This window comes from Jatrophihabitans endophyticus, from assembly GCF_900129455.1.
GTDB classification, from domain to species: Bacteria; Actinomycetota; Actinomycetes; order Mycobacteriales; family Jatrophihabitantaceae; genus Jatrophihabitans; species Jatrophihabitans endophyticus.
The window spans coordinates 901459-924526 of sequence record NZ_FQVU01000001.1 but is presented as its reverse complement, the minus strand read 5'-3'; the positions used below and the strand labels follow the sequence as shown (position 1 = coordinate 924526).

Genomic DNA, 23068 nt, shown 5'->3' with positions numbered 1-23068 from the left:
CCGACGACGCACGTCCGCGTGACCGATCCCGACGGCAACACCGAGACCGACGACCTCGACCCCGCGGCAGGATCCCGCCTCGTCGCCCACACCGACGCGCTGGGCAACACGACCCGGTACGCGTACGACAACCGCGGCTTCCGGGAGGCGACGACCGACCCGGACGGGCACACGACGACGCTGGCGCACGACGCGCTCGGCGACGTCACGACCAAGGTCACGTGTCGGAGCAGGAACAGCTGTCAGAAGTCGACGGCCACGTACGACACCTCCACCAGTGCGACGGACTACGCGGCGGGAAAGATCCTGACCGCCTCGGACCCCCGCACCTATGCCAACGTCGTCGCCGACAACACCCACCCCGGTTACGTGACGACGTGGACCTACAACGCGCAAGGCCTGGTCAGCACGGTCACCGAGCCGGCCACCGGTGCGGCACCGAAGGGTCGCGTGACGACCTACACGTACACGACGTCGTCCACACCGGCCGCCGACGGCGGGACGCAGATCGGCAATCAACTGGCCTCGGTGACCGACGCCAACGGCGCCAAGACGTCGTACACCTACTTCAGCGGGGGACAGGTCGCGACGATCACGTCTCCCATGGGAGCCGTCACCAGATACGAGTACACGGCCGACAGCTACGGGCCGTCGGCCCGGGTCGTGACCGACTCGAGCTACCCGGCCGGTATCAGGACGACGTACACCTACGACGCCGAGAACCGCCCGCTCACGGTCACCGAGCCCGAGACCGTCGACGCCGTCACCAAGGCCCATCACCGGCTGCGCAGGACTTATGGCTACGACGACGACGGCAACGTCGACTCCGTGAGCCTCGCCGACGTCGCCGGCACCGACGACGCGCGAACGAGCACCTACACCTACACCGCCGGCGGACGCCTCGCGTCGAGCACCGATGCCGAGGGCAACAAGACCACCCAGCAGTTCAACGCGATGGGCGAACGGTCGGCCACCGTCCTGCCCGACGGTGACAAGCTCGGCTACGGGTACTCCGCGACCGGTGAACTGCAGACGACGACGCTGGCGAACTACGTCGGCGACCCCAACGCACCGTCCGCGCCGACCGACCTCGTCCTCGAGTCACGCGCCTACGACCCCGCCGGTCGGCTCGCGTCGGTGACCGACGCGATGGGCCGGGTCACGGCCTACCACTATCTCGACGACGGTCTGCTGGCCGATCGCGTGCAGGCGAGCGGCACCCCGGCGGCGTCCCAGGAACGCTGGGAGTACGACGCCGCGGGCAACGCGTCCCGGCACTACGCCGGGTGCGACCCCGCCGGTGTCGACCCTTGTCTGCGCAGCAGCTCGATCTTCTCCGATGCCGCGAACCGGCCCATCGAGACCGACGACTTCGTCGCCCTGTACAAGGTGCGAACACGCGCGGTGAGTCACGACCCCGTCGGCAACATCACCGCCACGACCACCGAAGACGCCGACACCTCGACGTCGCCGGCCAAGATCACCGACCCGCATCAGACGACCCTGGCCTACGACGCAGGGAACAACCTGACCAGCGCGGTGAACAAGAACGGCAGCTCGTCGCTGACCACCACCTACACCCGCGACACCGCGGGTCGGCTGCTGTCGAAGACCTCGCCGGCCGGCCGCAAGGTCAGCTACGGCTACGACCAGGTCGGCCAGGTGGAGTCCGTGGCCAAGCCGAAGATCGCGGACGGGCAGTCCGGCGCCGACGTCGTCCCGACCTGGTCGACGGGTTACGACACGTTCGGCGAGACCGAGGCATCGCGCGACGCCGACGGGAACGTCGTGACCTACGCGCACGACGGTGACGGTGACGTCACGACCGTCGCGGCCTCGCCGTACACGGCTCCCGGGGCCAGCGACGCTGTGACGCCGACGGTCAGCTACACCTACGACGCGATGTCACGGCCGGTGTCGCAGTCGGACGCGATGAACTACCGGCAGGTGGCCGGGTACGACCAGCTCGGGAACGTCGCGTCGGTGACGCTGCCGGGTGGCGCCAAACAGACCTTCACCTACGACCCGGAAGGCGAGCAGCTCACCAGCACATCGCCCACCGGGGCCCGGACCGAGCAGACCTACGACGAGCTCGGTCACCGGGTCACCGCCACCGACGACGAGCGATACCCGACACCCTCGGCGGACACGACCACGTACGTGATCGACCGGCTCGGCAACGACCTGTCGATGACCGATCCGCTCGGCAACAAGACCGCGTACGGCTACGACCGGTTGCAGAACCGCGTGTCGGAGACGTCGCCGACGGGGAAGACGACGACCACGGCCTACGACTCGGCCGATCGAGCCGTGAGCGTGACCGCTCCCGACGGCACCAGCAGCGTGGTGCAGCTCGACGAGGCCGGACGCCAGATCGGGACGCAACAGCTGTCCACGACCGGGACCGTCCTGAGCTCGACGAGCGCCACGTACGACGGCGACGGGAACAGGTCGACGGAGACCGACGAATCCGGCCACGTGGTCACGAGCACGTACGACGGCGACGGGAACCTCACCCGGCAGACCCAGCCCGACGGCAACGGCGGGACGAACACGACCAGCTTCGGCTACGACGCGCAGGGCAATCGCACGTCCTACACCGACCCGAATGGCTACACCACGAGCTACACCTACAACTCGCTGGGCAGGCAGGAGAGTTCCGTCCTGCCTGCCGTCGCCGGCGACACCGCGCTCGCCGACCGGGCCACGACCGTCGCCTACGACGCCGACGGTCGACCGGTGACCACGACCCGCCCCGGCGGCGTCAGCGTCACGAGGCACTACAACGCGGCGGGTGAGGTCGCCGGCGTGACCGGTTCGGGCGCGGCGGCCGAGCAACGCGACTACACCTACGACGACGACGGTCGACTCACTAAGGCGACCAGCGGTTCGACGACGGTCACCGCGACCTACGAGGATCGCGGTCAGGTGCTCACGTCGTCGGATGCGGGCGGCCAGGCGTCGATGACGTACGACGCCGCGGACAACCTCCGCGCGCGGACGGACGCGGCGGGTTCGGCGACCTTCTCCTACGACGCCGCCGGGAACCTGACGAAGCAGGCCGGCCCCGCGGCCGGCAGCACGACCGACTGGTCCTACACCGCGAACGGGCAAGTGGCCAAGACGACCTACGAGGGTGTCGCGTCGATCGCCTACGGCTACGACGGCCAGCACCGGACGACCAGCGAGACCGTCGCCGATCCCGCCGGCAAGAACCTGACGAGCTACACCTACGGCCGCAACGCAGCCGGGCAGGTCACCTCGTCGGCCACCTCCTGCTCCACCGGGTGCACGGCCGGCAGCACCACCTACACCTACGACGCGCTCGGCCGACTTGCCACGTCGAAGAGCGGTACCACGACGACGACGTTCGGCTACGACGGCGACGGCAACCTGACCAAGGGCGACGGTTACACCGCGGCGTACAACGAGCAGGACGAGCTGACGTCGTCGACGAACGCGGCGGGTACCACTCGCTACGGCTACTCGCTGCGGGGCACGCTCGATTCGGTCACCGCTCCGAACGGTGACAGCACCTCGTCGTCGTTCGACGCCTACGACGAGCTCGTCGCCACCGGCGGACGAACCTATTCCTACGACGCGCTCGGCCGGACTTCGTCGATCTCCGGCCAGGGCGCCGACAACACGTTCAGCTACGACGGCGTGGGCACCGAGCCGGTGAGCGACGGTTCGCAGACCTTCGGTCGCACGCCGTCGGGCGCACCGATCACCTCGACGTCGGGCTCGGCCACCACCGACCTCGTCACTGACGATCACGGCGACGTGCTGGAGCAGTTGTCGAAGGCCGGAGTGGGCGGATCGAACAACTACGCCGCCTACGGCGCGGCCAAGCACACCGGCACCGCCCGGACGGCGCTGGGCTTCGAGGGCGGGTGGACCGACTCCGACGGAAACGTGATGACGGCGTCGCGGTGGTACAGCCCGGTGCTGAACCGCTTCCTGAGCGCGGACTCGCAGCAGAACCCGCCGACGCCGGCGGTGAACGCGAACCGGTACGCCTACGGCAACGACGATCCGCTCGATCGCACCGACCGCTCCGGCCACAGTGCGTGCCGCGACTACGAACGCGAGGCCGTCGAGCAGGCCGAGGAGCGCAAGGAGGAGGAGCGCGCCGAGCGGCAGATCCGTGATCTGCATCGCGAGATCGCGCGCGAGCACGCCGAGCAGGCGCGCGAGGATGCCGAGGTCGAGCGCGAGGACGCGCGCGACGAGCGGGCTGCGGAGCGCGAGGAGCGGGCCTGGGACGAGGAGGAGTTCGAGGAGGAGCACGGCGGCGAGTCGCGCAGTCAGTACGAGCGTGAACTCGAGGACGAGGCGCGGCATCCGGAGCGGGTCGAGAGTCGGCCGTGGTGGGAGGACGTTCTCGAGGACGGCGGTGAGTTTCTCGAGGACGGCGCGGAGTTCGTCGTCGAGGACCCCGAGGTGTTGCTGCTGCTGGAGAGCTTCACGAATCCGTCGTTGGGTGATTGTGGGTCGGGGGCTGAGCCGGAGCGGGTCACGCCGAGGAATACCGAGCAGCGTGCTCGGCAGGGTGTTCAGCGTGCGGTCGATCATCCCGATTCGGCGCCGGCCGAGGACCCGGCGGCGAAGGCCGCGTCCGAACCCAAGACTTTCCACCCCGCCGAGTCCGGTGACGAGACGACCTCGGACACAGCTGCCGAAGGCGATCGAGCCGCTGAGGAGGTTGAAGCCGACCCCGGGGAAGACGACTCCGCAGCCACAGCCGATCTGGGCGATTCATCCTCCGTCCCGCGCACCTCGTACTCGCGACCGAATGGCGCTACGACTGCGGCTCAGCGGCAGTCTGTTCAGGGGCAACCGTGTGTAAGCTTCGGCACGGTGAGCGACGGGCAAGTGGCTGACCACACGTATCCGTTGGTCCAGGAGTATTATGAAACGGGGACCATTAATTTGGATCGAATGCGCGTTCCATTGAGTCGGTCAGACCGCAGTGCCCGTTGTGTTCTGCGAGGCAGGGCGCCTCGTACAGTTATTATTCGATCCTCATGCATGCGCTATTTGGTCTTGAACCATGAGTGACTCGGTGACGACGGACCAGCGGCTAATAGCGAATCGGTTTTCAGTCGATCCCGTTCCGCCCTGTGAGGGTGCGGAGATTGGGGTCGCGCGCAATGTTCGCGATGATCTCTGGCCCGTCAATGGCATGCGGCACCCGGTCACCGATGGTGTGGCAGGGTGGTATATCTGGGCCGGCGAGACACTGTCAAATGCTTCTGATTTTTTTGTCCCGCTCCATGTCCGGCATCTTCGGGAATGGTGCCCCGTGGTGTTTCCGTACCTTGCGTTGCCGCCCGGGTGGCGTTTCTTGCTGGCGCCGGGGTACGAGGATGTGTGGTACGACGGTGACTTGCTTCGGCCTGGCATCGAGTGATTGTCGACCGGGCGAGAAGATGCTCAGCGGCGACTCGCAGGTTTCCAGCGTCGTGCCGCTGAACATGCGTCCAGAGGTGCTTTTGGGTGTCCTGAAGCAAGCCGCTGAGCGGCGATGACGAACATCGCGGGCGCGAGCGCATGAACTCGGCTGAACTGGTGCGATCCATCGCTGATGGCTTGATGTCGCAAGGAATGGTCGGTAGGCATGCCAGCTACTACCGACGACACCGCGAGCTGATCTGGGTGGCCAGTCCGCGGACGATCTTCAACGGCAGCCGTGTCGCTGTCGACCTGGGGGTCAGCGCCCGCCTCTTGTTTCCGGGCGAATGGCCGACCGACGCTCAATGCCAGTTGCACACGTCGTTCGAGCGCTTGGGCGGCGACGTGCCCCGAGTCGCCGAGCCGAGCCGCTGGCCGGGGCGCGGACCCTACTTCGGCGTAGTCCTGGATCCACGGGACCCGCGAATGTCGGACGGCGAGCGTTACGCGGCTATCGGCTTCATGACCAGGGAAATCTCGACTGTCACAACGCAGATTGTCACCATCGGTCAGCTGGCGGTAATGGTGAGAGACCCCGACGTACGTCGGCCACTCATGAGCAAGGAACTCAAGCGCATGTTGACTGAACCCTGACTGTCCGGTTGGTGCGCGTCAGACCCTTCTGGCTGGGCCCGTGGACCGAGCCGTGACAGCGGGTTCAACCTTGAGCAGGAAGGGCACCCGGCTGACCGTCACGGAGGCCGCCCGGTCGGCGTGCTGACTGCGGCAGTGGCCACCGGGTCCGCCGATCCGCGGCAGCGCCCGGACTTCGGCGGTCACGCGCCCGGCATGGCCCGCCCGATCGCGCTCGCGACGTCCGCGACGACCTGCCCCGCACGCCGCACCGCAGAACCGGTCGCTGCCCTCTCGGCCCGCCCGCCGGCGGCCACCTCGTAGACGAGCTCCTGGCCGTCCTCGTCGTCCCACTGCTCGCCCACCTCGTCGAAGCCGTAGCGCTCGACCAGCGAGCGCGAGGCGTTGTTGACCGGGGTGATCGTGGCCCGCACGACGTGGACGTCGGGATGGGTGCGGGCGACCGCGAGCAGCGTCTCCAGAGACTGTGTGGCGTAACCCCGGCGTCGCTGGGCGGGGTCGATGCGGTAGCCGACCTCGACCATCCCGCGCTCGTCCGGCGGCCCGTGAAAACCCGCCAGCCCGACCGGCGCGTCGACGCCCGCGACGACGACGAACCGCGTCACCCAGGGCGCATCCGCCGGGCTCTCCAGCAGCTGCCGACTCCGTCTGCGCCACAGGCCGGCACACTCGACGCCGGCGAGATACGGCGTCACCGGGTGCTCGGGGCTGCGGGGGTCCTCGCCCCGGGCCAAGGCGTGCAGGACGGGCTCGGGAACCCGCACCAGCGCAACCCCCGACCGGCGCGGATCGGGGTGCTGCCAGGAATCGTCGGCGATGGTCACCCGAGCCATCCTCGCAGTCCAGCAGCACCTGACGCTGACCGAACCGGTCATCGAGGCGGGCACCTGCGCGTCCCGTCGGGGACCCGCGTGGTCAGGCGCCCCGATCGCGTTCTACTCTGGTTCTCACAATGAACATCATTCTCAACACCGGGACGGCCCGGGCCGAAGGAGCTCTCATGAAATCGCGTCGTGCCCTGTGGTCCATGGCGTCCCTCGTCGCGATCACGGCCGCGGCGCTCGCCGGGTGTGGCTCGTCCAGCGACGACGCCGGCGGCTCGGGCGGCTCGCCGGGCACCGGCGCCACCGGCGGTGACTCGGCGGTGCGGGTCGTCGCCTCGACCAACGTGTACGGCGACATCGTCGCGCAGATCGGCGGCGACAAGGTCCAGGTCACCTCGATCATCGCCGACCCGGACCAGGATCCGCACTCCTACGAGGCCGACTCCCGCACGCAGCTGGCGTTGTCGAAGGCCGACCTGGTCGTCGAGAACGGCGGCGGGTACGACGACTTCGTCGACCGCATGCTCTCCTCCGCCGGCGCGTCGCCGACGACGCTCAACGTCGTGAAATTGTCGGGGAAGACCGCCCCCGCAGGGGGCGAGCTCAACGAGCACGTGTGGTACGACTTCCCGACCGTGCGTAAGCTCGCGGCGAAGCTGGCGGTGGACCTGTCGAAGGAAGACCCGGCCGGGGCGGCGGTGTTCGAGGCCAACGCCGCGACCCTGACCAAGAAGCTGACCACGCTCGAAGCCGGTGAGGCCGCCGTCCGGTCGGCACACCCCGGCGCGGGCGTGGCGATCACCGAACCGGTTCCGCTTTACCTGCTGAGCGCGTGCGGCCTGGTGAACAAGACGCCGGCCGAGTTCAGCGAGGCCATCGAGGAAGGCGAGGGTGTCCCGGTGCGGGTGCTCGACCAGACCCTGCGACTCTTCACGTCCAAGGCGGTCGACCTGCTGGCCTACAACGAGCAGACGTCCGGCCCGGAGACCGAGAAGGTGCTCGCCGCGGCGAAGGAGAACGGCGTGGCCGTCGTCCCGGTCACGGAGACGCTGCCGAACGGCAAGGACTACATCGGGTGGATGACGGCCAACCTCGACGCGGTCAAGGCCGCGCTGTCCTGACATGAGCCTCGCCGCTGAGCCCCACCCGTCACCGCCGACGGGAGACATCGAGCCGGTACTCCGCCTGCAGGACGGCGCGCTGGCCTACGGGTCGCGCACGCTGTGGTCCGGGCTGGACCTCGACGTCGTGCCCGGCGAGTTCGTCGCCGTACTCGGGGCGAACGGTTCCGGTAAGACCAGTCTGCTGCAGGTCCTGCTCGGGATGCTCCCGCTGACCGCCGGCACGTTGACCCTCGCCGGCCGGCCCGTGCGCCGCGGCAACGAGGCGATCGGCTACGTGCAGCAGCAACGGCGCATCGACCCGTTGACCCCGCTGCGGGGTCGCGACATCGTGCGCCAGGGCCTGGTGGGTCACCGGTGGGGGACGGGGCTGCGGCGCCGGTCCACCGCGGCCCGCGTCGACGCCGCCCTCGCCGAGGTGGGCGCCACCGAGTACGCCGACATGCCGGTCGGCCTGCTGTCCGGCGGCGAGCAGCAACGGTTGCGGGTGGCGCAGGCGCTGGTCGGCGACCCCGCCGTGCTGCTCTGCGACGAGCCGCTGCTCTCGCTGGACCAGAACAGCCAACGGGGCATCACCGCCCTCATCGACGAGCAACGCCGCCGCCGTGGCACCGCAGTGGTCTTCGTGACGCACGAGATCAATCCGGTGCTGCCCTACGCCGACCGCGTCCTGTATCTCGCGGGTGGACGCTTCCGCGTCGGGACGGTCGACACGGTGCTCACCAGCGAGACGCTCTCCGAGCTGTACGGCGTGCCCGTCGAGGTCATCCGCACGCGGGGCCGCATCCTGGTCGCCGGCCTGCCCCAGGACGCGCAGTCGCAGGAGCATCAGCACGACGCGGACGTCCTGCAGTGACGCCGTCGCGGCAGGGCAATGGACGAGGAGTCGGTGACCGGTGTCGTTGATACTTGCCGGAACCAACGTGGGGTCGGACGTCTGGGGGCGGATCTTCGACTTCACCGACTACCGCGAGCTGCTCGCGCTGGTGCACAACTCGGTGTACGCCGGCCTGACCCTCGGCATCGTCGGCGGCCTGGTCAGCATCTTCGTCGTCATGCGCGACCTGCCGTTCGCCGTCCACGGGATCAGTGAGCTGTCCTTCGCCGGGGCGTCGGGTGCGCTGCTGCTGGGGGTCAGTGTCGTCGGCGGATCCCTCGTGGGTTCGCTGCTCGCCGCGCTGACCGTCGGGGCGCTGGGCGGCCGGGCCCGGGACCGCAACTCCGTGATCGGCGTGCTGATGCCCTTCGGGCTGGGGCTCGGCGTGCTGTTCCTCGCGCTGTACAAGGGCCGCGCCGCCAACAAGTTCGGCCTGCTGACGGGGCAGATCGTCGCCATCGACGACCCGCAGCTGTCGGCCCTGATCGTCACGTCCGCGGTCGTGCTCGTCGGTCTCCTCGTCGTGTGGCGGCCGCTGACCTTCGCCAGCACCGACCCCGACCTTGCGGCGGCCCGTGGTGTTCCCGTGGCCGTCCTCGGCGGCGTGTTCATGATGCTGCTGGGGCTCACGGTCGCGATGTCGGTGCAGATCGTCGGTGCCCTGCTCGTGCTGAGCATCATCGTGACCCCGGGCGCCGCGGCGGTCAGGGTCACCGCGTCGCCCGTCGTGGCGACCCTGCTCAGCGTCGTGTTCGCCGTGACGTCGCTGGTCGGCGGGATCCTGCTCGCGGTGGGCAGCAGCATCCCGATCAGCCCGTACGTCACGACCATCGCGTTCGCCATCTATCTCGTGTGTCGCTGCGTCGGCGCGGTGCGTGCCCGTCGCGGCTGGCTGTCACGTGCCGCCCCGGGGACGCGCGCGACCTCCGCCGACGGCCCGACCCCGGCGTGACCCGGGCGGGCCAGTCGCGGTCGATCTGGGTGATCCGTCGCCCGTTCTTGTCAGGTACACCGAGGCGCAGGGCGCCCCGGCTGCCGTGCACTCAGGGTCGTTCGCGACAGACACGAACTCGGGCCGACATCGGTACGCCGCCGGGTGTCGGACCGGTCCGCTGCCTGCCACATGAGCAAGGGCTCCAGTGCCGTGGCACTGGAGCCCTTGTCCTTGCTGACCTGCGTAGTAGCGGGGGCAGGATTTGAACCTGCGACCTCTGGGTTATGAGCGGGCCCCTTCGTGCCACACTGATGCCTACAACCCCCGTATTTATCGGGTTTTCGTGTTGACTGGTGCTGTCTCGTACCGGCATTTATCAGCGCGTTCGATGGCAAATTGATGGCAGATGATCTTTTTGAACACAGGTGGTGGTCATGGGTTTCGTGCGCAAGCGGGTGGGGACGAGCGGCAGCCCCACCTACGCCGCGGTGTACCGCGACGCCCGCGGCAAGATCCGGCACGCGGGATCCTTCCCGACCCGACGCCAGGCGGAGAAGCGTGGCAGCACGCCGAGGCGCTGATGGCCGCCGGCCGTCCGGGTGACCCGACCGCCGGTCGGGTCAGCTTCGCCGACTACGTCAACGAGAACTGGTTTCCGAATTATGTGCTCGAGGCGTCGACCCGGCAGAGCTACCGAGGGGGCCTCGACCGGCACATCGTGCCGTGGTTCGGGTCGATGAAGATGCGCGACATCTTGCCGACGCATGTGCGCGAGTGGGTGCACGCGCTCGAAGCCGCCGGGGTGAGCGCCGCGAACATCCGGCAGCAGAAGATCATCCTGTCCGCGGTCTTCGCCACCGCCCTCAACGACTCGTGATCGTGTTGCATCCCTGCAAGGGCGTGAAGACGCCGACGGTCGCGGTGAGGGAGTACCGCATCGTCACGCCGGTCGAGTTCGACGCGTTGCTGACCGCGCTGCCCTCAGACACCGCGCGACTGTTCATCGAGACCGCGATCGGCTCCGGACTGCGCTGGGGCGAGCTGACCGAGCTGCGGGTCGCCGATCTGCATTCGGCGTCCGGCATCGTCACCATCACCCGCGACGTCGTCGAACTGAGCCCGAAGTTTCACCCCGAGGGCGGACGGTTCCTGGTCAAGCCGTACCCGAAGAGCAAGCGTGCCCGGCGGTTCAAGCTCGAACCGGAACTGGTGGCGGCACTGCTCGCCCACGCTCAGCGCTACGGTCTCGGCCCGGCGGATCTGATCTTCCGGTTCGACACCTTCCAATCGCCTGCGAACGGACGCCGGCTGCGCGCGGTCGAGGACCTCGGGCGCACCGAGCCGAATGCTGCCGGCCGGACGTACACGCACGGTTCGCTGTCGGCCTACACCGCCGGCCGGTGCCGGTGCCCGCACTGTCGCGCCGCGTTCGCTGAGTACCGCGCATCCCGACGAAGCGACGGTCTGGACGAGCCCCGCGGCGTCCGGGAACGCGACACCGACGGCCATCTGCCGCGCGACTGGTTCCGCAATCACGTGTGGGTGCGCGCCTGCGACGAGGCCGGCCTCGACCCACGGCCGCGGCTGCACGATCTGCGGCACTCGCACGCGTCGTGGCTGCTCGCCGGCGGGGCCGACCTGCAGGTCGTCAAGGAACGACTCGGGCACGGCTCGATCGCGACGACCGGCAAGTACCTGCACACACTGCCGACCGCCGATGAGACCGCTCTCGCCGCGCTGCGCCGAATCCGCGGCACGTCGTGAGCCATACTGACTTCGTGACAACGAAGGAGCGCCTGCACCAGCTTGTCGACGAACTGCCCGACGAGCAGGCACCGCGCGCCTTGGCGCTCCTCGAGAGCATCACCGGTTCATCGCGCGCGCTCGGTCGTCGGCGGGTAGTGCCGTCGTCGCTCGGAGCGGGTGCGAGCGGCCGCACCAACGTGTCGGAGCGAGTGGACGAGATTCTCGCCGAGGGCTTCGGGGCGTAGCGCCTGAGCCCGCTTGGCGGTTCACGAGTGCGACGTAATTCTGGACCTGGCCGGGCAGCGTCCGAAGGTGGACGATCGTCCGGTCGTCGGCCGACACCAGGTCGACAACCTGGCAGACCGCCGCCGCATCCGCGTCGCCGGCCACGGCGAGCGCGCCGGGAATGATAGTTGCCGGCTCGAGTGCCTCGTCGAGGAACGTCCAGACAAAGCCGGTGTCGTCCTCGTCGTTGAGGTCGGCGGTGATGTCGACTCCATACACGATCCGGACCCTCCCGCTCACCTCGCTCGGACAAGCCCGCGATATGGCCAGCACCTCCGTTGGACAGTGACGCGAACCGTCGGCTGGCGCCGGTAGCCTCCCGCCGTGCACGCATTCGTCGACGAGTCTGCGCGAGGCGGTCTGACGATCTGTGTCGCGATCGTCGCGCCGACCGATGCCGCGTCGGTTCGGTCCGCCCTGCGTCAGCTCCTGGCACCCGGCCAGCAACGGTTGCACATGACGAAGGAGTCGGCGCCGCGCAGACGGTTGATTCTTGCGCGACTGTGCGAGCAGCCGCTGGAGGCGATGGTGTACGAGTCGGCTTACCGCGTCCACCGTGAGGGCCGCGCCGACATCATGCGTCGAATCGTCGCCAACCCTGCGATCGACCGTCTCACGATCGAATCCGCTGTCGGTCAGGACGAGCACGACGTTCGCGCAATTCAGGCGGAGGTGCACCGCCTCGGGCGTCATGAGGAGCTGCACTACGAACACCGAGAGCCCCGCCACGAGCCGTTGCTGCGGGCAGCGGACGCGGTGGTCTTCGCGTACGCGGCAGGCGGCGAGTTGCGGCGGCGCTGCGAGTCACTGATCGGGTCGATCGAGGTCGTCGAGCCACATGCGTGAGCCCTGAGCGCCACCGCCGTCCGGCAGGGTCTCAGGGCTCCGACTTCCGGCGGCTACCGCCTCCGGCTGTTCCAGCATGACACATCCTGCCGGTGGCCGCGATGGTCTTCCCCGGAGAGATTCCGCGGCCAGGCCCGAGGTAGTGACGCAGAAGTTATCCACAGACATTGAGTAATGCAATGGGGTGTTCCTGCTGCGGTGCTGGTTGCGTTGCTACGGAACGAGGGGGTTGCCGAGGTCGACGTGCGTAGTTGCGCGACGGAGAGTGGCGGCCAGCCTGGCGGTCGATCCGGCACTTTCAGCGCAAGATTGGCTTACCGGCGTCGCTTCCGACGGAAGAGCTGATCGGGATCGCGGATGCGGCCGACGCGCTGATGACCTCGGCCCGCGCCTGTTCCTCGGCTGGGGCCCGCGCGCGAATTCGAACGCTGACCGCGGACAAGCTGGCTCGTCCGCGGTCTGAGCTCCTCAAAATTAGCCTGGGCTTGAATGCCCAATCAGCCAAGTCCGACGGCGAGTGTCACCGCGGCGCCGACTATCACGAGTCGTGGCGGCATTCTTGTGGACGCGCCGCGATTACTCGGGTAGTACCTCGTCCAGCATGGCGAAAACCCACCCCGTCAGCTTCCTTACATTGGCCTGGATCGTGCCTGCATGGAATGCGCTGCTGCCGGTCTTATAGGTCTGGCGACCGATCTGGCCGACCTGCTGATCAACCAGGGGGTCGATCTCACTGACTTGATCCCGGTTGCCCCCCCGCGCCTGCACTGCGAACCTGACCCGCTCAGCCTGGGTCGGGTTGGTCTTGTTGCCGACCGCGTATCCGACGAACCATGGCTGGGCGCGGACCTCATCGTCGGGCGCAAACAACTGCACAGTGGCTCGAAGCACCTCGCGGATCTCACCGGCTGGGCCGACGTAGCTGAGCCGGGTGAAGTCATTCAGGTCTTTCAGTACCTGCTCTAGCGAGTCGGCGAGTGGCTCGGAGTGTCGTCGCAGCCGCTCGACGATGTTGGCATCTCGGCCTGACAGCGGACCCCGAGCCGGGACGACGACCTCGACCTTGCGGGTCGGGTTGCGGACTCGCAACTGGAACTCGCGCAGTCGTCGCAGAATCTCGGGGTCCGGCAGCTCACCCCGCGCTGGTCGTGTCATCGTCAGCAACCTCGTCTGCGCTCAGGACATACCGCCGCATGTTGCGAAAGATGTCCTCGACCGTCTCCGAGGTCGCATCAGCGGCAATGTGAATCTCGATGTTGATGTGAACACCCGAGCTCAGCGAAACGCCAGCGGCCGGGGCGGGCGGCGATATCGTGACCGGCGGCGGCTGCATCATTGACGGCTGATTCGTCTGGGTCGTCGCCGGCGAAGTCGGCGGGTTACCCCCGGGCGACACGCCATCGCGGGGTGCGTCGACAGCTTGGCCCGCCAGATCGACGTACCGCTTGCCGTTCCACTCGCGGACGAAGCCGACCTCGCTGGCGCCGGCGACAATGAGTTCAAGAACGCTCTCGGTTCGTTCGGCGGGCACACCTCTTTCCTGCAACACGTTCTTGGCAATTACGTCGGTCGGGATCGCTGCGCCGTCGTACTGCCGCAGGAAGTCCCCGACGATTTTGGGTCTAAGCAGCGCTTCGCGTCGAGCCGCGAGATCGTCGCCTTCGGTGGTCGGACGCACGATCCTCATGCCGATCGGAGTCAGGCCGATCTCGGGTGCCTGGGCGGCGGCGGTGGTGAGGCCGTACGCGACAGCAGCGCCGGTGATCATCCGGAACGGTCCCGAGGTCGGACTCATGCTCATCGCCTGAGCAACGTTGAGCGGACGGGTCGGCTTATAGGCGTAGTTCTCGCCGATTGCCCGCGCGACCCGGAGTGCCTGCTCCAGCGAGGTGCTCGGTACATCTTCTTGCAGTAGGCGCACCCGCGGCTTCTTATCTTTACTTACAGCTTTTGTCATGTTTCTCCAATCAGTCTGGATCGTACTAGGAGGTTAGGGGCATCGTACACTCGCTCAGGTACTACAATTAGGCCGTTTTTCGACGAATCTCGATACTCGTCAGAAAGACTACGTTTCAATTTGACTTCTGGTTGTCGCGGATAAGCTGGGTACATAAGTTCGATTAACTGCGCCGGACGGGAGCCAGCGAAGCACCGCGCGTGGCGGCACCGAGTCGGGTTGCCGAGAGATGGACACGCGGACCCCCCGGAATCGGCGATCTGCGCTAGATCCACAGATCGCGCGGAGCTACTTGTCTTCGCTGCGGTTCGAGTCTGACTGTCGAACGATGAGCGAGACGAGCGGCGTGGACTCGGTACTTCTGAGCGCTGCTCGTTGCCTCGAATCGATCGCGCGCGACGTGGAGTCGGTGGACGCGTGCGCGCCGATCCTGTGCGGTATCGCGGCGAACAGGCTGTACGCGCTGCTCGGCGTCTCTGCGGGCGAATTGCCGGACATCACTGACCATCCTCAGACGATCGGGCGGCTCTTGGACTGCGTCACGACGGAACTGTCAGAACTGAGCGCCAATCCGGTCGTGAGCGAGGCGGTGTCGCTGGTCGGTGCCGCGCGGAGACACCTGGAGGAATCGTGAACGTCTACGGGGCACGGCCGATGCGGCACTGGCGAGAGTGACTGCCGGAGCAGTATCGAGCGTTCGACGACCCGGCGAGGTTCTTTGACGAACGCGGCCTCTGGATCAGCGACGAGATCGCGCGGATCGAGTTCGAGCTGCTGCCTCCGGAGTACTACAGCGACAACGACTTCATGGCGCGGGTCGGGCATCGCGGAATGGCGCGGCTGCGGGCCGAAGAGATGGTGCTGCACGTCGCGTTGCCGGCGCCCGACCTGGCCGACACTGACGAAGACCATCTGCCCGACGCGTGGATCGAGATCGGCGAGGCGCTCATCGACGATGTCGACAGCGTCGTTCTGCCGCGGCGCACACCGCATTGAGCGCGGCAACGACAGCCGGAAGGTCGCGGTCGTAGAGGCGGCCGGTGTCGAACTGACGTTCAAGGTTGCCGAGCACGGACAGCCAAGACAGACCGCGGGGTGAGACGGTCACCTTTCGCTCGACGACGACCGGACCTTCGACCTGCCGGGAGAGAACTTCGACGGCGCACCGTCCCGACAATGCGGCTCGCGACTGCTCCCACGCTCGGTGCCGGCACGTCGGCGAGCACCACTTCGGCATCCGGCCGGTGCGGCCGGGCCGGAAGACGTGGCCGCACCAACCGCAGTCGAGCAGTTCAGGCCGCGGGGCCAACGCGACCTTCGAGCAGATCGAGCAGCGGCCGGGTCGGCACCTTGATCAGCTTGCCGAGCCGGATGATCGGCGTCGGCCAGGCGTCGTCGCGCACCAGCTCGTAGGCCTTCGTCCGCCCGATGCCCAGCAGCGTGGCCGCAGCGGGCAGGTCGAGCACCGTCGGCAGGTCGGGAACGTCCATCGCAATCACCCCTCACCGACGGTCAAGTGCAGCGGGGGAGGACGATCACGACACGCGTGATCGGATCGTGACCGACAGATGCTTGATGGCAAATAGGTGGCAAATGATCAAGGGCCCCGATGCCGAAGCATCGGAGCCCTTGTCCTTGCTGACCTGCGTAGTAGCGGGGGCAGGATTTGAACCTGCGACCTCTGGGTTATGAGCCCAGCGAGCTACCGAGCTGCTCCACCCCGCGTCGGTGAGATCACCATACCCGGCGAGGTCGAGCGACTCCAAATCACCCCCACACCTCGGCGGCGGTCTCGACGATCAGGGCCAGCTTGGCCCGTTGTTGATCGGTGCTGAGGTCGTTGCCCTCGACGGTGGAGGAGAAGCCGCACTGCGGCGAGAGGCAGAGCTGGTCGAGGGGGACGTACTGCGCCGCCTCGTCGATGCGGCGCTTGAGATCGTCCTTGGACTCGAGCTGGGGCGACTTGGTGGTGACGAGGCCGAGGACCACCTGCTTGCCCGGCGGGACGAAGCGCAGCGGCGCGAACGAGCCCGAGCGCGCGTCGTCGAACTCGAGGAAGAAGCCGTCGACGTCGAGCTGGCCGAACAGCGCCTCGGCCACGAAGTCGTAGCCGCCCTCGGCCGCCCACGACGAGCGGTAGTTGCCGCGGCACATGTGGGTGGTGACGTGCAGGGTGTCCGGACGGTCCGAGATCGCCTTGTTGATCTGCCGGATGTAGCGCTCGTGCTGGTGCTCGGCGTCGCGGCCCTGCGCGGCGAGCTGTTCGCGCTGGGCCGGGTCGTTGAGGTACGCGAGGCTCGTGTCGTCCAGCTGCAGGTAGGTGCAACCGAGGGCGGCGATCTCGCGCACCTGATCGGCGTACGCCGCCGACAGGTCGTCCCAGAACTCGTCCTCGTCGGCATAGACGTCGGGATCTATGGCCGCCGCACCGCCGCGGTAGTGGACCATGCTCGGCGAGGGGATGGTCAGCTTCGGCGTGCCGGTAGTGACGGTGTCGCGCAGGAAGGTGAACGCGTCGCCGAAGATCGGGCCGTCGATGCCGAGCTTGCCGTCGACCTTGAGCGCCGCCGAGGTGAACGACCGATCGCCACCGGCGTTGCGCATGCGGACCTCGATGCGCTCGTCGGTCCGCGAGATGCCGCGCAGCGCGTAGATGAAGTCCATGTGCCAGGACGTCCGGCGGAACTCGCCGTCGGTCGCGGTCTGCAGGCCGACGTCCTCCTGCAGCGTCACGACGTCGCGGATCGCGTCGTCCTCGGCCGCGCGCAGTCCGGCGTCGTCCAGCGTGCCCGCGGCGTGCGCCTCGCGCGCGTCCAGCAGGGCGCGGGGACGCAGCAGGCTGCCGACGTGGTCGGCGCGGAACGGGGGTGTGTCTCTCATCTACTGCTCCTCCTCGGCGAGGACGTCACGCGCGACGGCTATCGCGCGGTTGGCACGGGGCACACCGGCGTAGACCGCGGTGTGGTGCAGGACGCCGACGATCTCTTCGGGCGTCAGGCCGTTGCGGCGCGCGGCCCGGACGTGCAGGACGAGCTCGTGCTCGGCGCCGATCGCGGTCAGCGCGGCCAGGGTGGCGACGGACCGCTCGCGCCGGGTGAGGTCGGGACGGCCCCAGACCTCGCCCCAGGCGTAGCGGGTGATGAACTGCTGGAACGGCGCGGTGAGCGGTGTCGTCGCCTCCACCGCGGCATCGACGTGCGCGTCGCCGAGCACGGCGCGCCGCGTGGCCATGCCGTCGGCGGCGACCGCGGCGTCGCCGAAGTGGTCGATCAGCAGCGATGCGACCGTGCCCGACTGCTCGAAGGTCGGCACGTGTGCTGCGTCGTCGAGCACGAGGAGCAGCGACCCGGCGATGGCGTCGACGAGCAGCCGCTGGTGCGGCGGCGGCAGCGCGGGGTCGTCGGCGGCCCCGATCACGAGAGTGGGCGCGGCGATGCGGGCGAGGTCGGCCGTCTCGTCCAGCTGCGCGATCGCCTCGGCGCATTGGGCATAGCTCTCGGCATCGACCGACTCGACCATCGCGCGCAGTCGCCGGACGAGCGCGGGATCGCGCTCGGCGAGCGCCGGGGTGATCCAGCGGGCGACGACGGCCTCGCTGATCGCGGTCATGCCGTCGCGCCGGACGGCCGCCGCGCGGTCGTGCCAGAGCGCGGTGCCGGCCACCCGGGCCGACGTGCACAGCAGCGCGAGCCGCGAGATGCGCTCGGGGTCGTGGGCCGCGATGTGCATCCCGATCATGCCGCCGAGCGAGAGCCCGGCCAGGGCGACCCGGTGCAGACCGAGATCGTCCAGGGTGGCGAGCACGTCGGCCGCGAGGTCGGCGACGGTGCACGGACCGGCGTCGGCACGGGGTGACTCGCCGTGTCCGCGGGTGTCGATGCGGACGACGTGGAAACGCTCCACGAGCGGCGCGAGACACGGCGTCCACATCTCGCTCGTCGACCCGATCGAGTTCAGCAGGACGAGCGGGGGAGCGGACGGTGGACCGTCCTCGTGCACCGCCAGCCGGAACGCCATCAGGCCCTGCCCTTCAGGTAACGGTCGACGAGATCGCCGGCGTGCCCGAGGTCGAGCACGTCGTCACCGATATTGCGCAGCATCGCGCCATGGTCGACGGACAACCCCGTCAGCGAGGTGCGCAGCCGCGATGCCGCGCCGCCGACGCAGCGCAGCAACGCCACCAGCGGCGTCCACTCGGCGTGCCACGTGCCGGCACCACGCTGCAGCTCGGGCATCGCGGCCGTCAGCAGCGCGGCGACGTGGCCCGGGGCCTCGATCGCTCCGGCGCGGGCGGTGACCGCTGCGATGGGATTGCGCTTGTGCGCCATCGCCGACGAGCCGCCGGGTGCCGCTTCCTGGACCTCGCCGAGCTCGGTCTGGGCCAGCAGCACGACGTCCCCCGCCGCCTTGCCGATCGCGACGGCCGCGCCCCCGAGTGCGCCGGCGAGCTCGACGACCGGGCCGCGCTCGCCGTGCCAGACGCCGGTGGGCGCGCGCAGATCGAGCTCGTCGGCTAAGGCCCCGACGACGTCCTGGCCCCGTGGGTGCAGCGGTGCGAGGGTCCCGGCGGCACCGCCGAGCTGCGCCGGCAGGTCGTCGCGCACCCGCGCCAGCCGCATGCCTGCGTGATCGAGCCCGGCGCCCCATACCGCGGCGAGCGCGCCGAAGGTCGTGGGCACCGCGTGTTGCAGCAACGTGCGACCGGTCATCGGGGTGTCGCGGTGGATGCGGGCGAGCTCGGCGGCGCGGTTCGCGCAGTCGGCGAGGTCGGCGCCGATCACCCCGGCGGCTCGCGACGAGACGAGCATCGCCGCCGTGTCGAGGACGTCCTGACTGGTCGCGCCGAGGTGGACCGCCGCCGCGGCACCGTCGCCGGCGCGCCGGCGGACGGCGTCACGCAGCGACGTGACGAGCGGGATGACCGGATTGCCTCCGGCGACCGCCTGCGCGCCGAGCACGCCCGGGTCGCCGCCGGCCAGCGCGTCGGCCGCGGCGCCGATCTCGAGCGCGGTCGCGAGCTCGATCACACCGACTCGAGCACACGCCCGCGCGAGGGCGGTCTCGACCTCGCACAGCGCCGCGAGCCAGGCCCGGTCGTCGACGGCGGCGTCGACGGCCGTCCGGCCGAAGATCGGGTCGAACAGCGCGCTGGTCACGGACGCTGGCTTACCCACCCAGCGACGATGTGCACGGGCAGGGGGCGATCGACCTGCGTCGCGCCCCCGGGGTCGAACCGCACATTCGGGACCGGGATAGCATCTAGGACGCACCTGCGGCCGTACGGTCAGCCGCGAGCCGCGCCTGCGACGGGGAGAACGGGGTCGGACCATGCCGAGCTACCGCATCCGCGAAGCAGCCGATCTGCTCGGCGTCAGTGACGACTCGCTGCGCCGCTGGGCCGACGGCGGCCGCGTCGAGACGCGCCAGGACGACCAGGGCCGCCGGGTCATCGACGGCGTCGAGCTGGCCCGCTTCGCCGAACAGCACGCCGGCCCCGTCCCCACCACCGGCCCGATCAGCCGCGAGTCGGCTCGCAACCGCTTCGTCGGACTGGTCACCCGCGTGCTGCGCGACACCGTGATGGCGCAGGTCGAGCTGCAGTGCGGCCCCTACCGGGTCGTCTCGCTCATGAGCCGCGAGGCCGCCGACGAGCTCGGACTCGAACCGGGTGTCACCGCCACGGCCGCCGTGAAGTCCACGAACGTCGTCGTCGAAGTATCGGAGGTCCCTTCGTGAGACACCTGTCCGTCGCCCTCACCGTCGTCGCCGCCGCCGGCAGCCTCGTACTCGCCGGGTGCGGGTCGGACTCCGACGACGCGGGGTCGAGCCCGTCGGCAACCACCACCGGCAAGCCGACCGGGTCCATCACCGTGTTCGCCGCCGCGTCGCTCACCGAGGCCTTCGGCACCATCAAGAAGCAGGTCGAGGCCGAGTACCCCGGCACCACCGTGAACCTGCAGCTCGGCGCGAGCTCCGATCTCGCGACCCAGATCACCCAGGGCAAGCCGGCCGACGTCTTCGCGTCCGCGTCCACGAAGAACATGACGTCGGTGACCGACGCGAAGGACGCGGACAAGCCCAGGAACTTCGTCTCCAACACGCTGGAGATCGCGACGCCGCCGAAGAACCCGGCGACGATCACCACGTTGGCCGACCTCGCCAAGCCCGGCGTCAAGGTGGCCGTCTGCGACGCGGCCGTGCCCTGCGGCGCGGTGGCCAAGACCGTCTTGGCCAACGCGAAGCTGACGGTCAAACCGGCTGCCAGCCTGCAGGACGTCAAGTCGACCCTGGCCGTCGTCGAGTCCGGCGAGGCCGACGCCGGACTCGTCTACGTCACCGACGTGCGTGCCGCCGGCAGCAAAGTGCACGGTGTCGAGATCGCCGACGACGTCAACGCGAGCACGACCTACCCGATCGCCACGCTGACGCACGCGAAGAACAAGCCCCTCGCCAAGGCCTTCGTGCAGTACGTGCTGTCGGCACCCGGCCAGCAGGTGCTACGCAGTGACGGTTTCAGCGCGCCGTGATCGGTACCCGGTCGCGCGCCCGCCGCGCGGCCGGCACCGGCACCCCGCTCGTCGTCGTGCCGCCGGCCGTGCTGGCGGTGTTGTTCCTGCTGCTGCCGACGCTCGCACTGGTCGTGCGGGTCCCCTGGAGCGACCTCGGCCGCATCTACCGCGATCAGCAGGTGTGGCCGGCGCTGCGGCTGTCGCTCGAGTCGTCGCTCGAGGCCACGGCGGCCTCGCTCGTGTTCGGCGTGCCGCTGGCGTGGCTGCTCGCACGGTTCCGCTTTCCCGGCATGGCGGTCGCGCGGGCGATCGTGACGATCCCGCTCGTGCTGCCGCCGGTCATCGGCGGGGTAGCGCTCTTCGACGCGTTCGGACGCGCGGGCATCGTCGGCGGGGAGTTCCGCAGTGTGTTCGGCTTCGACCTGCCCTTCACCTACCCGGCGATCGTCGTCGCGCAGACCTTCGTCGCCATGCCGTTCCTGGTGGTGACGGTCGAGGGTGCGTTCCGCATCGCCGATCGCGGCGTCGAGGAGGCCGCGGCGACGCTCGGGGCCTCGCGAACCCGCATCTTCCTGCGCGTGACGCTGCCGCTCGTCGCGCCCGCCATCGTGGCGGGCGCGGTGCTGTGCTGGGCCCGCGCGCTCGGCGAGTTCGGCGCGACGCTGCTCTTCGGCGGGAACTCACCCGAGGTCACGCAGACCCTGCCCACGCTCGTGCTGACCGTGTTCGCCGACCAGCCCGCGGACGCGCCCGCCCTCGGCCTGCCCCTCATCGCCGTCGCCCTCGTGGTGCTCGGGTTGCTGCGCGACCGGTGGCTGCGACCGGTGGCCGCCTCGTGACGCTGCGGGTGGACGGGCACGTCCGGCGGGGCGGGTTCGAACTGCGGGTGGACGTCGCGGCCGACCCCGGTGAGGTCGTGGCCGTCCTCGGCCCCAACGGTGCGGGCAAGTCGACGTTGCTGCGGGTGGTCGCCGGGCTGCAACCCCTCGACGGCGGGACGGTGCGGGTGGGCAGCACCGTCGTGGACGACATCGCCGGCGGCGTGTACCTGCCGCCGCAGCGGCGGCGCATCGGCGTGGTGTTCCAGGATCACCGGCTCTTCGCGCACCTGCGGGTCGTGGACAACGTCGCCTTCGGCCCGCGCTCGCGCGGGGTCGGTCGCTCGGCCGCACGGTCGACGGCCACCGACTGGCTCGCGCGACTGTCGCTCGACGAGTTGGGGCGTCGCTACCCGCGGCAGCTCTCCGGCGGGCAGGCGCAACGCGTCGCGCTCGCCCGGGCGCTCGCCTGCGACCCCGCGGTGCTGCTGCTCGACGAGCCGCTCGCCGCGCTCGACGTCCAGACCCGCGCGGAGGTGCAGGGCGAGCTGCGCGAGCACCTGGGCGCGTTCGCCGGGCCGACGCTTCTCGTCACCCACGACCCGATCGAGGCGCTGCTGCTGGCCACCCGCATCGTGGTGCTCGAACGCGGCGGGGTCGTGCAGCAGGGGACGCCGGCGGAGATCACCGGCCGACCGCTGACCCCCTACGTCGCGCGGCTCGTCGGGATGAACCTGTACGAGGGCACGGCCTCGGCCGGCGTCGTCGCGATCACCGGCGGCGGCTCGCTCGTCGCGCCGGCGGCACCCGACGGCGCGGTGCTCGCCGCGCTGCGACCGTCCGCGATCACGGTGCACGGCGCCGCGCCCGGGCCGGCGAGTGCACGCAACCGGTGGCGCGCCACCGTCGCTGCGCTGGCCCCGCTGGGGGACCGCGTGCGCGTGACGACGGTCGGCGAGCTCGCTGCGACGGTGGACGTCACCGCCGCGGCCGTCGCCGAGCTCGGTCTCGCACCGGGCCGCGAGGTGTGGTTGTCGGCGAAGGCGACCGACGTCAGCGCCTATCCGGCACCGTCGCGCTGAGCAGGCTGGTGGCAGGCTGGC

The 23068-nt window shown here is 69.4% G+C and carries 24 protein-coding genes and 1 tRNA gene; 17 read left to right on the top strand and 8 right to left on the bottom strand.

Features of this window, described 5'->3' with window-relative positions; translation table 11 throughout:
• Positions 1 to 18: 18 nt before the first annotated feature.
• The 3 genes from BUE29_RS04370 to BUE29_RS04360 all read left to right on the top strand — a co-directional run bounded on the left by BUE29_RS04370 (position 19) and on the right by BUE29_RS04360 (position 6048).
• Complete coding sequence (locus tag BUE29_RS04370) at positions 19 to 5061, top strand: RHS repeat-associated core domain-containing protein (protein WP_159440823.1); 5043 nt, start codon at positions 19 to 21, stop codon at positions 5059 to 5061.
• Positions 5054 to 5413, top strand: a complete 360-nt coding sequence (locus BUE29_RS23700) for an immunity protein Imm33 domain-containing protein (RefSeq protein WP_073386325.1) — start codon at positions 5054 to 5056, stop codon at positions 5411 to 5413. Before BUE29_RS04370 ends, BUE29_RS23700 begins: the two co-directional genes overlap by 8 nt.
• Before the next feature lie 140 nt (positions 5414 to 5553).
• A complete protein-coding gene (locus BUE29_RS04360; protein WP_073386323.1) occupies positions 5554 to 6048 on the top strand; it encodes a hypothetical protein in 495 nt (164 codons plus the stop codon).
• A 182-nt stretch (positions 6049 to 6230) separates the two neighbouring features.
• On the opposite strand, the gene BUE29_RS04355 is transcribed toward BUE29_RS04360, so the two are convergent.
• Complete coding sequence (locus BUE29_RS04355; protein WP_073386320.1) at positions 6231 to 6872, bottom strand: GNAT family N-acetyltransferase; 642 nt, start codon at positions 6870 to 6872, stop codon at positions 6231 to 6233.
• A 176-nt stretch (positions 6873 to 7048) separates the two neighbouring features.
• Here BUE29_RS04355 and BUE29_RS04350 point away from each other — a divergent pair, with 176 nt between their 5' ends.
• The 8 genes from BUE29_RS04350 to BUE29_RS04325 all read left to right on the top strand — a co-directional run bounded on the left by BUE29_RS04350 (position 7049) and on the right by BUE29_RS04325 (position 12681).
• On the top strand, positions 7049 to 7993 hold the full coding sequence (locus BUE29_RS04350; RefSeq protein WP_073386317.1) for a metal ABC transporter solute-binding protein, Zn/Mn family: 945 nt from the start codon (positions 7049 to 7051) through the stop codon (positions 7991 to 7993).
• A 1-nt stretch (position 7994) separates the two neighbouring features.
• Positions 7995 to 8849, top strand: a complete 855-nt coding sequence (locus tag BUE29_RS04345) for a metal ABC transporter ATP-binding protein (RefSeq protein WP_073386314.1) — start codon at positions 7995 to 7997, stop codon at positions 8847 to 8849.
• Positions 8850 to 8916: 67 nt separating this feature from the next.
• Complete coding sequence (locus BUE29_RS04340) at positions 8917 to 9822, top strand: metal ABC transporter permease (RefSeq protein WP_200800026.1); 906 nt, start codon at positions 8917 to 8919, stop codon at positions 9820 to 9822.
• 416 nt (positions 9823 to 10238) lie between these two features.
• The gene (locus tag BUE29_RS22320) at positions 10239 to 10385 is read left to right on the top strand and encodes a hypothetical protein (RefSeq protein WP_159440822.1); all 147 of its coding nucleotides are present in this window, start codon (positions 10239 to 10241) and stop codon (positions 10383 to 10385) included.
• Complete coding sequence (locus BUE29_RS23020; protein ID WP_159440821.1) at positions 10385 to 10681, top strand: N-terminal phage integrase SAM-like domain-containing protein; 297 nt, start codon at positions 10385 to 10387, stop codon at positions 10679 to 10681. The genes BUE29_RS22320 and BUE29_RS23020 overlap by 1 nt, the downstream gene beginning before the upstream one ends.
• A 2-nt stretch (positions 10682 to 10683) precedes the next feature.
• Positions 10684 to 11568, top strand: coding sequence for a tyrosine-type recombinase/integrase (locus tag BUE29_RS23480; RefSeq protein WP_407657311.1), 885 nt, complete (start codon positions 10684 to 10686; stop codon positions 11566 to 11568).
• A gap of 14 nt (positions 11569 to 11582) precedes the next feature.
• Positions 11583 to 11795, top strand: coding sequence for a hypothetical protein (locus BUE29_RS21800; RefSeq protein ID WP_143167962.1), 213 nt, complete (start codon positions 11583 to 11585; stop codon positions 11793 to 11795).
• Between the two features lie 364 nt (positions 11796 to 12159).
• Entirely contained in the window at positions 12160 to 12681 is a 522-nt protein-coding gene (locus BUE29_RS04325) for a hypothetical protein (protein ID WP_084180669.1), read from the top strand.
• Positions 12682 to 13257: 576 nt separating this feature from the next.
• Here the strand turns inward: BUE29_RS04325 and BUE29_RS04320 are convergent.
• Both BUE29_RS04320 and BUE29_RS04315 read right to left on the bottom strand, forming a co-directional pair.
• Positions 13258 to 13836: a pPIWI-associating nuclease domain-containing protein gene (locus BUE29_RS04320; protein WP_073386310.1), complete on the bottom strand. Its 579-nt coding sequence runs from the start codon at positions 13834 to 13836 to the stop codon at positions 13258 to 13260.
• Complete coding sequence (locus BUE29_RS04315) at positions 13814 to 14602, bottom strand: hypothetical protein (RefSeq protein ID WP_073386308.1); 789 nt, start codon at positions 14600 to 14602, stop codon at positions 13814 to 13816. The genes BUE29_RS04320 and BUE29_RS04315 overlap by 23 nt, the downstream gene beginning before the upstream one ends.
• Positions 14603 to 14966: 364 nt before the next feature.
• On the opposite strand from BUE29_RS04315, the gene BUE29_RS04310 reads away from it, so the two are divergent.
• On the top strand, positions 14967 to 15272 hold the full coding sequence (locus BUE29_RS04310; protein WP_073386306.1) for a hypothetical protein: 306 nt from the start codon (positions 14967 to 14969) through the stop codon (positions 15270 to 15272).
• Positions 15273 to 15445: 173 nt separating this feature from the next.
• Positions 15446 to 15634 (top strand): hypothetical protein, encoded by a 189-nt coding sequence (locus BUE29_RS21795; protein ID WP_143167961.1) that lies wholly within the window; start codon positions 15446 to 15448, stop codon positions 15632 to 15634.
• A 296-nt stretch (positions 15635 to 15930) separates the two neighbouring features.
• Here the strand turns inward: BUE29_RS21795 and BUE29_RS04300 are convergent, their stop codons facing one another.
• The 5 genes from BUE29_RS04300 to BUE29_RS04280 all read right to left on the bottom strand — a co-directional run bounded on the left by BUE29_RS04300 (position 15931) and on the right by BUE29_RS04280 (position 19794).
• Positions 15931 to 16128, bottom strand: coding sequence for a hypothetical protein (locus BUE29_RS04300; RefSeq protein WP_073386302.1), 198 nt, complete (start codon positions 16126 to 16128; stop codon positions 15931 to 15933).
• 161 nt (positions 16129 to 16289) lie between these two features.
• A tRNA-Met gene (locus BUE29_RS04295) sits at positions 16290 to 16363 on the bottom strand.
• Positions 16364 to 16405: 42 nt separating this feature from the next.
• Positions 16406 to 17518: a 5-methyltetrahydropteroyltriglutamate--homocysteine S-methyltransferase gene (locus tag BUE29_RS04290; RefSeq protein ID WP_073386300.1), complete on the bottom strand. Its 1113-nt coding sequence runs from the start codon at positions 17516 to 17518 to the stop codon at positions 16406 to 16408.
• Positions 17519 to 18655: a bifunctional 3-oxoadipate enol-lactonase/4-carboxymuconolactone decarboxylase PcaDC gene (gene pcaDC / locus BUE29_RS04285; RefSeq protein ID WP_073386297.1), complete on the bottom strand. Its 1137-nt coding sequence runs from the start codon at positions 18653 to 18655 to the stop codon at positions 17519 to 17521.
• A complete protein-coding gene (locus tag BUE29_RS04280; protein ID WP_200800025.1) occupies positions 18655 to 19794 on the bottom strand; it encodes a lyase family protein in 1140 nt (379 codons plus the stop codon). Before BUE29_RS04280 ends, pcaDC begins: the two co-directional genes overlap by 1 nt.
• A gap of 172 nt (positions 19795 to 19966) precedes the next feature.
• Here BUE29_RS04280 and BUE29_RS04275 point away from each other — a divergent pair, with 172 nt between their 5' ends.
• Genes BUE29_RS04275 through BUE29_RS04260 form a run of 4 tightly spaced genes read left to right on the top strand, consistent with a single transcriptional unit; the run spans position 19967 to position 23047 of the window.
• The gene (locus tag BUE29_RS04275) at positions 19967 to 20374 is read left to right on the top strand and encodes a TOBE domain-containing protein (RefSeq protein ID WP_073386293.1); all 408 of its coding nucleotides are present in this window, start codon (positions 19967 to 19969) and stop codon (positions 20372 to 20374) included.
• The gene (gene modA / locus BUE29_RS04270; protein ID WP_073386291.1) at positions 20371 to 21165 is read left to right on the top strand and encodes a molybdate ABC transporter substrate-binding protein; all 795 of its coding nucleotides are present in this window, start codon (positions 20371 to 20373) and stop codon (positions 21163 to 21165) included. Before BUE29_RS04275 ends, modA begins: the two co-directional genes overlap by 4 nt.
• Positions 21162 to 21986 carry a molybdate ABC transporter permease subunit gene (modB, locus tag BUE29_RS04265; protein ID WP_073386288.1) on the top strand — a complete coding sequence of 275 codons (825 nt, stop codon included), beginning with the start codon at positions 21162 to 21164 and terminating at the stop codon, positions 21984 to 21986. Before modA ends, modB begins: the two co-directional genes overlap by 4 nt.
• Positions 21959 to 23047 (top strand): ABC transporter ATP-binding protein, encoded by a 1089-nt coding sequence (locus BUE29_RS04260; RefSeq protein WP_200800024.1) that lies wholly within the window; start codon positions 21959 to 21961, stop codon positions 23045 to 23047. Before modB ends, BUE29_RS04260 begins: the two co-directional genes overlap by 28 nt.
• Positions 23048 to 23068: the final 21 nt, after the last annotated feature.

Excerpts from the sequence above, each read along its gene's own strand:
- BUE29_RS23700 (WP_073386325.1), top strand. The coding sequence starts at position 5,054 with ATGAGTGACTCGGTGACGACGGACCAGCGGCTAATAGCGAATCGGTTT.
- BUE29_RS04360 (WP_073386323.1), top strand. The coding sequence starts at position 5,554 with ATGAACTCGGCTGAACTGGTGCGATCCATCGCTGATGGCTTGATGTCG.
- BUE29_RS04350 (WP_073386317.1), top strand. The coding sequence starts at position 7,049 with ATGAAATCGCGTCGTGCCCTGTGGTCCATGGCGTCCCTCGTCGCGATC.
- BUE29_RS04345 (WP_073386314.1), top strand. The coding sequence starts at position 7,995 with ATGAGCCTCGCCGCTGAGCCCCACCCGTCACCGCCGACGGGAGACATC.
- BUE29_RS22320 (WP_159440822.1), top strand. The coding sequence starts at position 10,239 with ATGGGTTTCGTGCGCAAGCGGGTGGGGACGAGCGGCAGCCCCACCTAC.
- BUE29_RS23020 (WP_159440821.1), top strand. The coding sequence starts at position 10,385 with ATGGCCGCCGGCCGTCCGGGTGACCCGACCGCCGGTCGGGTCAGCTTC.
- BUE29_RS04320 (WP_073386310.1), bottom strand. The coding sequence starts at position 13,836 with ATGACACGACCAGCGCGGGGTGAGCTGCCGGACCCCGAGATTCTGCGA.
- BUE29_RS04310 (WP_073386306.1), top strand. The coding sequence starts at position 14,967 with ATGAGCGAGACGAGCGGCGTGGACTCGGTACTTCTGAGCGCTGCTCGT.
- BUE29_RS21795 (WP_143167961.1), top strand. The coding sequence starts at position 15,446 with ATGGCGCGGGTCGGGCATCGCGGAATGGCGCGGCTGCGGGCCGAAGAG.
- BUE29_RS04300 (WP_073386302.1), bottom strand. The coding sequence starts at position 16,128 with ATGGACGTTCCCGACCTGCCGACGGTGCTCGACCTGCCCGCTGCGGCC.
- BUE29_RS04290 (WP_073386300.1), bottom strand. The coding sequence starts at position 17,518 with ATGAGAGACACACCCCCGTTCCGCGCCGACCACGTCGGCAGCCTGCTG.
- pcaDC (WP_073386297.1), bottom strand. The coding sequence starts at position 18,655 with ATGGCGTTCCGGCTGGCGGTGCACGAGGACGGTCCACCGTCCGCTCCC.
- BUE29_RS04275 (WP_073386293.1), top strand. The coding sequence starts at position 19,967 with ATGCCGAGCTACCGCATCCGCGAAGCAGCCGATCTGCTCGGCGTCAGT.